This window comes from Acetivibrio mesophilus, assembly GCF_004102745.1.
GTDB lineage: Bacteria > Bacillota > Clostridia > Acetivibrionales > Acetivibrionaceae > Hungateiclostridium > Hungateiclostridium mesophilum.
Genome location: NZ_RLII01000004.1, coordinates 193,448 through 207,192 on the forward strand (window position 1 = coordinate 193,448; position 13,745 = coordinate 207,192).

Genomic DNA, 13,745 nt, shown 5'->3' on the forward strand with positions numbered 1-13,745 from the left:
CTTCCCAAAATCAAGCTTAAAGTATATAAAGTTCCTCCTGTTTCCAGTAGATGAATCGTAAGGAACAAACTTAAAAATATATTAACGTGGAATTCTAAAATTATTCTTCTATATCATCCATGTCATCTTCTGTAGTTTCTTCGACTACATCTTCAATTATATCCTCTGTTGTATAGTCAACAATATTTTCCTCACTGTCTTCCACGACATTTGTCGTAAAGAGCTCATCCTCTATACGCTCTGCTTCAGCATTGTAACTGCCGTTAAAATTCAAGAGTTGCTGCTCTATTGTAGCTCTAAGTTGCGATTCACTCTTTATGTCAATTTTCCAACCGGTTAGTTTTGCAGCCAATCTTGCATTCTGTCCTTCCTTACCTATCGCCAGTGAAAGCTGAAAATCAGGAACAGTTACCTTAGCACTCTTCTCTTCTTCATTTATGTCAACCCTTACAACCTTAGCAGGACTGAGGCTACTGGAAATATATTCCTCAGGATTACTACTCCATTTTATTATATCTATCTTTTCACCGCGAAGTTCATCAACAATAGCCTGAACCCTGGTACCCTTCTGACCGACACATGCTCCCACCGGATCCACATTGTCATCTTTAGAGTAGACGGCAATTTTTGTTCTTGAACCAGGCTCTCTTGAAATACTCCTTATCTCAACAATTCCCTCATATATTTCAGGAACCTCAAGTTCAAACAGTCTCTTAACTATTCCGGGATGTGTCCTTGACACCATAATTTGTGGCCCTTTAGTAGTCTTTTTCACTTCTATTATATATGTTTTTATCCTGTCATTAAACTTGTATTCTTCACCGGGTATTTGCTCTGCAGGAGCCAACACCGCCTCCGCTTTTCCAAGATCAATAATTACATTTTTTCTTTCTATTCTTTGAACAATCCCCGTAACAATTTCGCCCTCTTTATTTGAGAACTCGTTAAAAATAATTCCTCTTTCTGCTTCTCTGATACGCTGTACTACCACCTGTTTGGCGGTCTGAGCCGCTATTCTTCCAAACTTTCTTGGAGTTACTTCTATTTCAGCAATATCCTCTTCTTCAAGGTCTGGATTTATTTTTTTAGCATTTTCTATAGATATATCTAATAACTCATTTTGGGGATTGGCAGTAACCTTCTTTAAGGCAAAAACCTTAAAATCCCCAGTTTCACGGTCAACAGATACTCTCACATTCTGAGATGAGCCAAAGCTTCTCTTATAAGCTGAAATAAGAGCAGCCTCAATAGCTTCAATTATTATATCCTTATCAATCCCTTTTTCCTTTTCCAATTGTTCCAATGCATGAATTAAATCCGCACTCATTTTAGAGCCTCCTTATTTAGTTTTCATGTTAATAATATCAAAATTATCACCTAAAGTGACCTGTTCTAAATCCTGTCAGCTTAAATTAAAACTTTATGACTCTCCTCACAATTGCAACCTTATCCCGTTCAAATTCCATGTTTTCTTCTTCATTCTTTTTTATAATAATCTTGTTGTCCCTATATCCCACAAGCTCTCCTTCGAATATCTTCTTCCCTTCAATAGGCTTAAAAAGCTTGACTTCTACGAGCTCTCCTATAAACTTTTCAAAATCCGAGTCTTTTTTAAGTGGCCTATCAAGCCCCGGTGAAGATACTTCCAGAAAGTAGCTCTGCGGTATAGGGTCTTTTTTGTCCAGTATATCACTGATTTCCTCACTTACAATCTGACAGTCATCTATAGTTATTCCGCCCGGTTTATCAATATATATACGCAGATACCAATTTGAGCCTTCCTTTATAAACTCAACATCTACCAACTCAAAGGAGTACCTGTCTACTATTGGATTGGCAATTTCAGTAACAATTTCTTCTATTCCTTTTTTCGTCATACAAACCTCCGATAGAATTGGGCTTTAGCATGGCCAACGCCACATTATTCTTTATTGTAATTTTCAGCGTCTTTTTGCTTTGTCAAGCTTGCCAACTTTAAGGCTTTCATAACCTTCCAAGCCTTCAAATAATACGAAAGAGTGGGCCCGACCCACTCTTTACCATAAGCTACTATTTGCTTTAGTCCAAAAGTATTATAACATTATTATTTGTAATTATCAACATTTTATTAGCATTAAATATAATTATTATTCAAATTTCATAGATTCCCATATCCTTTCCAGTATTTTTATGTTATTCTCACTGGCTCTTAATCTTTCAATGGTAAAGTAAACAGTATAGACATTACCATTTTTGTCGAAGGTGTATATCCACTGTTTATATTCACCCCAACTATCCTTTTTTAATACGACGAATTTCTTTGCATTTACACCTTTCATCACAACATCCTCGATACTGTCTACACTAATGCTTGATTCTTCAGACGAACCCTTTAGATTATCAGTAAACTGGTTGATATAGTCGTTGAAGGACGCTCCCTCTAAAGTAGTCAATTTAATACTCATGTACAAACCATCATTAATATATTCTACCAAGTCATCACCATTGTCGTCCAGCCACGGCATCCATGTCGAAGGCACTTTCATTGACCACATATACCTGTCATTTTCCAATGTTATATAGTCTTCTGCAATGTCAACGAATCTACTATCCTCTATATAAACAATATCCTCAGAATCAGGCTCATCAAATTTGAAGGAATGCAGCATATCTAATACTTTTTGCTTGCTCTTTTCGTCATTATAAGTATCTTGAGTCAAGAGACAGCCGACATTGTATTTATAGTTTTCACCCACCATAAATATGTAAATCATATATTCGGTCCTATCATCATGTTTTATTTCATACAGTAGCTCCTTTGCTTTTTTGCCGCTTATTTCAATATCCTTTATACTTTCAAGCTTATATAACTCAGGATTGTATTCTTTTTTGATAAAATCAGTCTCCATCTTTACGACATCATCCAACGAAAGGCCTTCATCGTAAGGATACATAGTAATATAAACATAGTTACCTAAATCATCTATAAATTTGGCCATAATTGATGATTCTTCATAATCCGCTTCTCCAAATTCCATTTCTATCCAGTTGGCTAACACATCTATTGAAAATCCCAAGTCTTTATTTCTATACGGTCTAAACCCATCTTCCGTAACATCCGAAAGATCTTCAATACGTCCGTCATTCACAAATTTTGTGCTGAAAGAATCAAGAAAATTTTGAACCTCCTGATTAGTCACATAAGTGGCGTTATCGTAATCTTCAAAAGACAAGTTAATATAATACACTTTGCCGTCATTAATATAATACCTGTCCTCATAGGTAAACGGGCTTTCTCTGTAAACCACTCTAGCATAATTATCGTTCTTTTCATGCCTTATTAGAGTAAAACCATAATCGTATTCTAGTCTTACAAGAGCAGAGGAAAGAAGGCTATCAATTGTCCTTTCACCCTGCGGTAATATGCCGAGCATGATAGAATCGTTTGTATCACTGTACGCAAATATATTTATATTACCATTAAAACTTCTGTATATTAATTCCAAATTTTTCGTTAAATCTATTGACCACCCGTAGTAACTGTCTCCCACTTTCTCTTTGGTTGTTTTCTTTATAATAAGGCTATAATCCTTTATACTGTGCGCATTTGCTTTTATTTTTATAACGGTGATCTGCTTTGTATACTCATTATACTCCACATCTGCCCCAAAGTTTTCTGCTATAAATCTGAGCGGAACCATTGTCCTGTCATTTATTATCCTCGGAGCCTCTAAAAGTTCTACCGCATTTTTGTCCACATATGCTTCTTTATTGTCAATATACAGCTTAATTGAAACTTGGCTGTAGCTTAAAGTGACACATCTTTGCTGTCCATTCCAATCAACCTCGGCACCAAAAGCTTCTGTAATAACCCTTAAGGGCACGAGTGTTACTCCATTGATAACAACAGGTTTTTCAACCTTCACATCTTCACCGTTGATGTATAAGATTTCATCTCCGACTTTAAAGTTTATCTCTATTCTTTCTCCCTCAAATGCTGCACCTTCAGCCCAGGTCAGTAAAACAGCACACAGAAGAATCATAACCGACATAAAAATTTTCTTCAAAGTAATTCCTCCATATACAACATTTCATCATCCAAACAAGCTTATCTGATTGCTCTCAGGCAAACCATCAAGGCACCCGTTTTGCTGCAAAATTTCTATAACTGCCTTGCTTACTTTCGCCCTTACCCTCAGGTCATCTACAGATAAAAACTCTCCGCCATTTCTTGCCTCTACTATATTCTGTGCTGCCGAACTGCCAAGCCCCTGAAGAGCATTTAGCGGAGGCCTGATACCTTCTTTGGCGATCTGAAACTTTACTGCATCGGATTTGTAGATATCAATGGGCAAAAACTTTATGCCCCTTGCATACATCTCGTTAGCAACCTCAAGTATAGTAAGAGTATTCTTCTCCTTCTGGGTCATATTATTTCCCTTTTGCTCAAATTCCCTAATCTTGTTTTTTACCTTATCCTTTCCATGGCACATCATAGCAGCATCAAATTCATCCGCCCTTACAGTAAAGTATGCCACATAAAATGCCTCAGGATAGTAAACCTTAAACCACGCAATTCTGAAGGCCATCATAACATACGCTGCTGCATGGGCTTTCGGAAACATGTATTTTATTTTCTTACAGGAATCAATGTACCAGTCCGGTACTTTTTTCTCTCTCATTATTTGCTCATACTCTTCCTTAAGTCCCTTACCCTTTCTGACATCTTCCATAATCTTAAATGCTGTCTTATCGGGAAGACCATAATGTATGAGATTTAGCATTATGTCATCCCTGGTACATATAACCTCCGGCAATGACGCAATATTATTTCTCACCAGGTCCTGAGCATTGTTAAGCCAGACATCTGTTCCATGAGAAAGTCCTGAAATCCTTATAAGCTCAGAAAAGGTTGTTGGCTTGGTATCTACAAGCATCTGCCGTACAAACCTGGTTCCAAACTCAGGAATCGCAAAGGTTCCCACCGGACTATTTATGTCTTCGGGACTTATTCCCAATGATTCGGTACTGCTAAATAACCCCATTGTTTTTTTCTCACCTATGGGAATCGTCCTGGCGTTAACACCGGTCAAATCCTCAAGCATTCTTATAACAGTAGGATCATCATGGCCCAGTATATCGAGCTTTAAAAGCCTTCCGCTGATAGAATGATAATCAAAATGGGTCGTGATAATATCCGAGGTCGTATCATCTGCCGGGCGCTGTATCGGGCAAAACTCATAAATTTCCCTATCCTGAGGAACAATCATGACTCCCCCCGGATGCTGTCCGGTAGTCCTCTTTACACCGGTACACCCCTTGACAAGTCGGTTAATTTCTGCATTAGTGGTCACTATGCCTCTTTCGTCCAGGTAGTTTTTTACAAAGCCATAGGCTGTCTTCTCTGCGATTGTTCCGATTGTACCGGCTCTATAAACATGTCCCACACCAAAAAGCTCTTCGGTGTATTTGTGGGCTACTGGTTGGTATTCTCCTGAGAAATTCAAGTCAATATCCGGCTCTTTGTCCCCGTCAAAACCCAAAAAGGTTTCAAAGGGAATATCATACCCATCTTTTTTTAAAACTCTTCCGCAATTAGGGCATGTCTTTTCCGGCATGTCAAAACCACAACCGTAGCTTCCGTCCTCAATAAACTCAGAATATTTACAGCTCTCACATACGTAGTGGGGCGGAAGGGAATTAACCTCAGTTATACCTATGAGATACGCAACAAATGATGATCCGACAGATCCCCTCGAACCCACAAGATATCCATCACTCAAGGATTTCCATACAAGCTTTTGCGCAATAATATACATAACTGAGAAGCCATTCTTTATTATTGAGTTTAACTCCTTTTCCATACGCTTTTCCACAATCTCAGGAAGAGTCTCACCATATATTTCGGTAGCCTTATTTTGAGCGAGGGTCTTTATTTCCTCCTCCGCACCATCAATTTTTGGAGGAAAGGTTCCATCCGGTACGGGAATTATATCTTCGCACTGGTCTGCAATCAAATTTGTATTGGTTACAACTACCTCATAGCATTTTTCCTCACCTAGGTAGTCAAATTCTTTCATCATTTCATCAGTGGTCCTAAAATACAACGGCGCTTGATTATCTGCATCGGAAAAGCCTTGTCCCGCCATAAGTATTCTTCTGAAAACCTCATCCTTAGGATCCATGAAATGAACATCGCAGGTGGCAACCACTGGCTTGTTGTACTTTTCTCCGAGAGCGACGATTTTTCTGTTTATATTTTTTAAGTCTTCCTCACTGTTTACCTTTCCATTGTCCAAAAGGAATTGATTGTTGCCTAGAGGCTGTATTTCAAGATAATCATAAAATCTGACAATCCTGGAAATCTCGTCGTCATTCTTATTATCAAGAATTGCACGATAAAGCTCTCCCGCCTCACATGCACTCCCTAAAATAAGACCTTCTCTGTGCATCATTAAAAGCTTTCTCGGAAGCCTTGGCCTCTTATAAAAGTATTCCAAGTGAGTCTGGGATACAATCTTGTACAGGTTTTTAAGACCTACATAATTTTTCACAAGTATAATGGCATGATATGAATTTGCCTTCTGATAATTCCAACAACCCTCAAAGGCATTCTGTATATCATCAATCGTTTTAACATCTTTTTTGTCCAGTATCTCAAGACATTTAACAAAAATACCTGCACATGCCTTGGCATCGTCAAGAGCCCTGTGATGATTTTCCAGTGAAACCCCAAGATGCTTTGCAACTATGTCGAGCTTATGCTTTTTAAGCTCGGGAAACATCTGTCTAGATAATTCAAGGGTGTCAATCACCGGATTGTCTACATTCTTGTTTATAAGGCAAGCATTATGCCTGATAAATCCTGTATCAAAAACTGCATTATGAGCCACCAACGGACAATTACCCACAAACTCAATAAACTCAGGTAAAACCGTTTCAATGGTTGGAGCATCGGCGACCATATCGTCAGTTATACCGGTCAACTTAACTATGAACTCCGGTATAGGAATTTCAGGATTAACAAATGTGCTGAAGGTATCAACAATTTTACCTTCTTTAATCTTTACTGCACCAATTTCCGTTATTTTATCTTTATCAGTCGAAAGACCGGTTGTTTCTATATCAAATACCACAAACTCTCCATCAACAGGATATCCATTAGAATGATAGACGATAGGTACGGAATCATCAAGCAGATATGCTTCAATTCCGTATATAACCTTTATTTTGTTCTTTTTAGCTGTATCACAGGCATCGGGATAAGCCTGAACCACTCCGTGGTCAGTAATGGCAATTGCCTTGTGGCCCCATTGGGCGGCACGCTTTATCAGTTCCTTAACCGACGTAACTCCATCCATTGCGCTCATCTGGGTGTGGAGATGAAGCTCAACTCTCTTCTCATCAGCATTATCGCTTCTGCTTTCTGTGGAAACCTGAACAATATCCGAAGCTATTACTGTCAGCTCTTTTGAGAATTTATCATACTGGGCTTCTCCGCGAATCTTTACATTAGTCTTTTCCTTAAGTCTTTCTATAACGCTCCCGGACTTGTCCTTATCCAGAAAGATCTTAACAGTGATAGAACTGGTAAGGTCTGTTACATCAAATATGTATAGCAACTTGCCGCTTTTTAACTCCCTTGTTTCCGTGCTTATTATCTCACCTCTAATAGCAATCCTACCGGAATCCTGTGTCACCTCGGACATAATCATTACGCTGTCATTAAAGCTTTTACCCAGAATAACCTCCGACTTGTCCCCTGTGGCAAAAGTTGTATTGCTCTTTGCTTCACTGGAGGTTTTCGCAGGCTTTGGTGCACTCTTAATAACCGTATTGGTTACAACCTTTGCCTCCTCATTCTCCTTAAACTCAATATACTCGTTTATTTTATCCTCACTTATTTCAAAATCCTTAAACTCAACCCTTATTCGCAATCCAAAGCACTCTTGTATTATATTTTCAATCAAAGCATGGCAATTCTTGCATTTCAAAATCTCCGTTCCCTTTGTCTTGAGGTAAATACACAGCTTATTATCCTCAATCTTCCACTTGCATCCGCTTAATATCCCCCGACATAACGCAATGTTTTTCTTGACGATATAAAGTATGCTGTCCCAGTACTCATTGAGCACCTCTTCTATTGAAAGCTCCACATTAAAGGAAATCCTGATATGAACCTGTTCCAGCTCAAATAGTCTTTTAAAGCTCTGTTCCACACTGTCGAGGGTCTTTGCAGGTATTAAAGTGTCCGAAACAATAAAAATTTCCAGTTTCCTGGATTTTTTATAGACATTTATATTTTGAATCCTTGCAGTATCAAAAAGCTCTCTAACACTGTCATTACTAATTACTTCCGGGAAAAGATCCGAGAGCTTTTTATCCTTTATCGATACATTTTGCATACACCCAAACCCCTTCCTACATCTTCAGTATTTCCTCCATAAGTTCTTCAACTACCCTTTCCTGAGGAATCTTACGAACTATTACTCCCTTTTTGAATAGTAGAACCTCACCTTTTCCTCCAGCTATTCCAATATCGGCTTCCTTAGCTTCACCCGGTCCGTTTACTGCACAACCCATAACTGCTACTTTGATATTTTTGCTTAGCCCTCCAAGGCCTTCCTCAATCTTATCTGCTATTCTGATCAGGTCTATTTGGCATCTTCCGCAAGTGGGGCATGAAACAAACTCAACTCCACCTTTTTCAATCCCTAAGGCTCTTAACAGTTCATGACCTACCACAACTTCTTCCTTCGGGTCCCCAGTCAGTGATACTCTCATTGTGTCCCCTATGCCTTCCGACAAAAGACAGCCCAAACCGGCACAGGATTTGATAGTTCCCTTAAAAACTGTCCCAGCCTCGGTAACACCGATGTGCAACGGGTAATCGGTTCTTTCGGATATCAACCGATAGGCGGCAATGGTCATGGGTACATTTGAGGCCTTTAAGGAAATCACTATATCATAAAAGTCCAGTTCCTCCAATATTCGAGCATGCCCTAATGCACTTTCTACCATTGCTTCCGGAGTAATTCCACCATATTTGTCGACGATATTTTTTTCAAGAGATCCGGAATTTACTCCTATGCGGATGGGTATCTGCCTGGATTTTGCAACCTCCACAACTTTCTTTACCCTTTCCTTATCTCCTATATTCCCCGGATTGAGTCTTATCTTGTCAGCTCCATTTTCCATACTGGATATGGCAAGCCGATAATCAAAATGAATATCGGCCACCAGCGGAATCCTAATAGATTTTTTTATGAACTTTATTGCATCAGCTGCTTCCTTATCCACAACAGCCACCCTTATAATGTCACAACCCGCATCCTCAAGCATTTTAATTTGATTGACGGTAGATGCAACATCCCTCGTATCGGTGTTGGTCATGGACTGAACAGTAATTTTGGCATCACCGCCTATATATACATCTCCTACGCTAACCATTCTTGTTTGTTTTCTTTTGATATAATCCATTTTTGATACTCTTCTTCCTTTTCTAAATATTGCCTGTAACTCCAATAATATTTATACTTTTCTATTTGATTACAAACCTCATTATGTCATTAGCCATTACAAATATTGAAAGGCCTATCAGAATAACAAATCCTATTGATGTAATAATTGCTTCCTTCTCCACAGGAATTTTTCTTCTGCTCACTGCCTCTATAGCAAGAATAAGAAGCTTGCTTCCGTCGAGTGCCGGGAAAGGCACAAGGTTTGTAGCACCAATAGCAGCACTGATTAATGCAGTCCACAGAAGAATATTCAGGAATGCATCCCCAAAGGTCTCGCTTTGCTGTGCCACATCATTCATAGTACTGACAATCCCAACCGGGCCTGTCATTTGATTTATGGATACCTGGCCTGTCACAAGCCAGTAAAGGCTGTAAGGCACCATACGTATGTTTGAATAGGTAAATAGTGCGCCATTTTTCATACCACCTAAAATATTGCCTCCCTCTTCCCGAGAAAAAGCTATTCCCAGATAATAATTCTCAACGAATTTTGGCACAACATTAAAGATCTCATTCTTTCCGTCCCTCAAAATAGTTACACGAATCGGTTGTTCTCCGTTTTCTTTCAAAAAATTCTTTATTTCGTCAATATTATCAACTTCGACATCATTCAACTTCTCAATCCTATCGCCGGGTTGGGCACCGACCTTTTCTAAAGCACCGCCGCTAACCAACTCAGCAATAACGTTAGAATTCGCCTCTGATTCAGGATAATAACCCAACTGGTAAACCCTTTCTATTGTTGGCTGAATACTCTTCTCAATCTTAGTTCCATTTCTAAAAAACTCAATCTCAGCGCCCTTTCCTTTTGAGATATACAAAAACTGAATAACCTCTAAAGGATCATATATTCTCTTGCCGTCGTAGCTTACAATAGTGTCTCCTTCCATGATACCGGCATTATAAGCTGCAGAACCTTCCTGAACATTACCTACAGTTCTTGTGGTATAGCCCGTAGTAAAATATACTATTGATATTATCAGAAATGCGGAAATCAGATTGGCCAGCGGACCTGCCGCTATCACCGCAGCCCTCACCCATGCAGGCTTGTTATTAAAAGCCCGTTCACTATCCGATTCCTCCTCTTCTCCTTCCATCTTCACATACGCAAGTATCGGAAACAAGCGCAATGTATAAGCCGTCTCACCGCGTTTGATAGAAAAAAGCTTCGGACCTACAAAAAGAGAAAACTCTTCAACCTTTATGTCTGACAGTTTAGCAACAATAAAGTGTCCAAGCTCATGAATAATAATAATGAAATCAAAAGCCAGAATAACCAATAAAAATCTCATAAAAACCTCCTGAAAATGATTGTATCAGCCATTATTAATAATATATTATGCGAACAAAGCTTTCTATTATCATGTATATGTGTAAATTGCACATCTACAACAAATAAGCTCAATAAATAACTATAATATGAGAATATTTATTTAACTGCTTCTCTAACCATATTTCTTGCCCATAAATCAATATCAATTATGTCATCAAGGTTCGGCTCCGACTTAATTGAATGTCTCCCCATTACATTTTCTATGATCCGAGGAATATCCAAAAACCTGATTTTCTCTTCCATAAACAACCCCACAGCTTCTTCATTTGCTGCATTGAGCACTGCTGGCATAGTGCCTCCGTCTCTTAATGCCTCAAAAGCAAGTTCGAGGCATGGAAAAGCTTCAAGGTCAGGAGCCTCAAAGGTAAGACTTCCGTTCTTAATTATGTCCAGCTTTGAAAAGTTGTTTGGTCTCCTATCCGGGTATGTAAGTGCAAACTGTATCGGAAGTCTCATGTCCGGTGATCCCAACTGGGCTATTATAGAACCGTCTTTGTATTCAACCATTGAATGAATGATGCTCTGAGGATGAACCAGAACCTCAATACTCTCTAGGGGCATTTCAAAAAGCCATCGAGCCTCAATAACTTCCAATCCTTTATTCATCATAGTAGCCGAATCAATGGTTATTTTGCTGCCCATGCTCCAGTTTGGGTGCTTTAGTGCCTCCTTAAGCGTGACATTCTCAAGCTGCTCCCTTTTTTTGCCCCTGAAGGGACCTCCTGATGCAGTCAAAATAATTTTTGACACATCTTCTTTATTATTACCCATTAAACTTTGAAAAATAGCAGAATGTTCACTGTCTACCGGAAGAATCATAACCCCCATCCTTGAGGCTTCAGACATAACAATATGTCCTGCCGTTACAAGGGTCTCCTTATTTGCCAAAGCTATATTCTTTTTATGCTTTATAGCCTCCATGGTAGGAATAAGACCGGCTATTCCCACAATAGAGGTAACGACAGTCTCCACAGTATCAATGGATGCCACCATTTTAAGCCCGTCAATGCCACTTACCACTTTACAATCAGTATCCGAAAGCCTCGCACTTAAAATCTTTGCCCCCTCTTCATCCTTTACTGCAACTATCTTAGGACAAAACTCCCGGGCCTGTTTTTCCAGCAAATCTATGTTTTTATTTGCCGCCAATCCATCAACTTTTATATTTAGATTTCTGGCTACGTCCAAGGTCTGAACACCTATGGAACCTGTAGAGCCAAGAATTGAAATTCTGTTTACCATATTCTCCTCCTTCTGCTTATCCATTGAGCAACCTAAATAATCCAGCTTAAATAGAAGTATACCGCAGGAGCAGTAAATAATATACTGTCAAACCTGTCAAGGGCTCCGCCGTGCCCCGGCATTATATTTCCGAAATCCTTAACCTTCACATATCGTTTTATTGCAGAAGCTGCCCAATCTCCCATCTGGGATATAATGCCGCACAAAACCCCTATAAGCAAAAAGTGATAATATGGAATAAAGTCAATAGAGCCACTTTTATTTAAATACAAGCCATAAAGCATGGTTGTCAATGCACAACCTATTACTCCGCCAATAGACCCTTCTACTGTTTTTTTAGGGCTTATAGCTGGCATGAGCTTGTGTTTTCCGAAAAAACGTCCTGAAAAATATGCAAAGGTGTCAGTGGAAAAAGCTCCGATAAATATTAGCCAGACAAAGAAAAAACCGTTATTTAAGTTCCGTATAAGAACTATAAAAGATAATAAAAATGTTATATAAAAAACACCGAAAAAAGTCAGTGAAATATCCACGATGTTGTATTTGCCATGTAAAAAAATTATAAAGGAAAATAGAACTACAATCATAATAAAAACAGCAAATATCAATGCTTCTAAAGATACCAGCTGCTCAAGACATAGTATTTTCGATACTCGTTCACAACAAAGAAGAAGAATACTGGCACACGCCACATACCCCACTGCCCTGACAGGCTTATAACCGGCGTTCTCCAAGGATTTAAAATACTCATGCATAGCAAGAATGGAGACCAAAAAAACCGATATCCCAAGAATTATTTGTCCCGAACATACAACTGCGATCAAAATAATAACTGCTATTAGAGCACTTGCCACTCTGGTTTTTAGCAACTTCATATCCCTCCAAATCGTCTGTTTCTCTTCTGATATTCAATAATAGCATCCAAGATATGCTCTTTTTTAAAATCGGGCCAGAGCACATCGGTATACCAAAATTCAGTATATGCAGACTGCCACAACAGAAAATTGCTCAACCTTTTCTCTCCTCCGGGACGTATCAATAAATCAGGGTCCGGAGTCGTAGCGGTATATAGTCTATCATTTAATACTTTTTCATTAATGTTATCGACTTCCAGTTTGCCAAGGGTAACTTCCTGTACTATTTTTCTTACCGCATGGACAATCTCATCCCTACTGCCATAATTTAAAGCAATGTTCAAAGTCAACCCGGTATTTTGGGAAGTGAGTTTTGTTACCCTGTCTATTTCTTTCTTTATCTTATCGTCAAACACACTGATATCGCCAACAACTTGTATTCGTACATTTTTGCCCCCAATATGAGTCTCCGCATTTTTTAGATAGTCTAAAAGGAGATTCATCAAAGCATCGACTTCGCTTTTCGGTCTTTTCCAATTTTCTGTCGAAAAAGCATAGACGGTTAGATATTTAATTCCGATTTCTCCACAAAATGTACTTATTTCCTTAAGAGTTTTAGCACCTTCTCTGTGACCGACAGAACGGGGAAGAGCTCTTTTCTTTGCCCACCTTCCATTCCCATCCATTATAATGGCAATATGGGCCGGCAATCTATTATAATCTATATTGCTTTTCTTTTGATTTTTTTTATTAAACATGTTTTTCAAAACATTCATTATAACCTCCAAAACCTGATGACAAAAATACTTTTGCTAC

9 protein-coding genes are annotated in these 13,745 nt (G+C 38.8%); all 9 read right to left on the reverse strand.

Features of this window, described 5'->3' with window-relative positions:
- Positions 1 to 100 precede the first annotated feature (100 nt).
- The gene (gene nusA / locus EFD62_RS05735; protein ID WP_069193497.1) at positions 101 to 1,327 is read right to left on the reverse strand and encodes a transcription termination factor NusA; all 1,227 of its coding nucleotides are present in this window, start codon (positions 1,325 to 1,327) and stop codon (positions 101 to 103) included.
- Between the two features lie 85 nt (positions 1,328 to 1,412).
- Positions 1,413 to 1,877 (reverse strand): ribosome maturation factor RimP, encoded by a 465-nt coding sequence (gene rimP / locus EFD62_RS05740; protein WP_069193496.1) that lies wholly within the window; start codon positions 1,875 to 1,877, stop codon positions 1,413 to 1,415.
- Between the two features lie 249 nt (positions 1,878 to 2,126).
- Positions 2,127 to 4,046, reverse strand: coding sequence for a copper amine oxidase N-terminal domain-containing protein (locus EFD62_RS05745; protein ID WP_069193495.1), 1,920 nt, complete (start codon positions 4,044 to 4,046; stop codon positions 2,127 to 2,129).
- Between the two features lie 27 nt (positions 4,047 to 4,073).
- On the reverse strand, positions 4,074 to 8,384 hold the full coding sequence (locus EFD62_RS05750) for a PolC-type DNA polymerase III (protein WP_069193494.1): 4,311 nt from the start codon (positions 8,382 to 8,384) through the stop codon (positions 4,074 to 4,076).
- Positions 8,385 to 8,400: 16 nt separating this feature from the next.
- Complete coding sequence (gene ispG / locus EFD62_RS05755) at positions 8,401 to 9,459, reverse strand: flavodoxin-dependent (E)-4-hydroxy-3-methylbut-2-enyl-diphosphate synthase (RefSeq protein WP_069196236.1); 1,059 nt, start codon at positions 9,457 to 9,459, stop codon at positions 8,401 to 8,403.
- 61 nt (positions 9,460 to 9,520) lie between these two features.
- Positions 9,521 to 10,792 (reverse strand): RIP metalloprotease RseP, encoded by a 1,272-nt coding sequence (gene rseP / locus EFD62_RS05760; protein ID WP_069193493.1) that lies wholly within the window; start codon positions 10,790 to 10,792, stop codon positions 9,521 to 9,523.
- Positions 10,793 to 10,929: 137 nt separating this feature from the next.
- On the reverse strand, positions 10,930 to 12,075 hold the full coding sequence (locus EFD62_RS05765) for a 1-deoxy-D-xylulose-5-phosphate reductoisomerase (RefSeq protein ID WP_069193492.1): 1,146 nt from the start codon (positions 12,073 to 12,075) through the stop codon (positions 10,930 to 10,932).
- Between the two features lie 32 nt (positions 12,076 to 12,107).
- Positions 12,108 to 12,950 carry a phosphatidate cytidylyltransferase gene (locus tag EFD62_RS05770; protein WP_235832575.1) on the reverse strand — a complete coding sequence of 281 codons (843 nt, stop codon included), beginning with the start codon at positions 12,948 to 12,950 and terminating at the stop codon, positions 12,108 to 12,110.
- Positions 12,947 to 13,696 (reverse strand): isoprenyl transferase, encoded by a 750-nt coding sequence (locus tag EFD62_RS05775; protein WP_407921084.1) that lies wholly within the window; start codon positions 13,694 to 13,696, stop codon positions 12,947 to 12,949. Before EFD62_RS05775 ends, EFD62_RS05770 begins: the two co-directional genes overlap by 4 nt.
- Positions 13,697 to 13,745: the final 49 nt, after the last annotated feature.

What these genes read in the sequence shown, in the direction of transcription:
- EFD62_RS05750 (WP_069193494.1), bottom strand. Translation starts at nt 8,384, where the DNA reads ATGCAAAATGTATCGATAAAGGATAAAAAGCTCTCGGATCTTTTCCCG.
- rimP (WP_069193496.1), bottom strand. Translation starts at nt 1,877, where the DNA reads ATGACGAAAAAAGGAATAGAAGAAATTGTTACTGAAATTGCCAATCCA.
- EFD62_RS05770 (WP_235832575.1), bottom strand. Translation starts at nt 12,950, where the DNA reads ATGAAGTTGCTAAAAACCAGAGTGGCAAGTGCTCTAATAGCAGTTATT.
- nusA (WP_069193497.1), bottom strand. Translation starts at nt 1,327, where the DNA reads ATGAGTGCGGATTTAATTCATGCATTGGAACAATTGGAAAAGGAAAAA.
- EFD62_RS05765 (WP_069193492.1), bottom strand. Translation starts at nt 12,075, where the DNA reads ATGGTAAACAGAATTTCAATTCTTGGCTCTACAGGTTCCATAGGTGTT.
- ispG (WP_069196236.1), bottom strand. Translation starts at nt 9,459, where the DNA reads ATGGATTATATCAAAAGAAAACAAACAAGAATGGTTAGCGTAGGAGAT.
- rseP (WP_069193493.1), bottom strand. Translation starts at nt 10,792, where the DNA reads ATGAGATTTTTATTGGTTATTCTGGCTTTTGATTTCATTATTATTATT.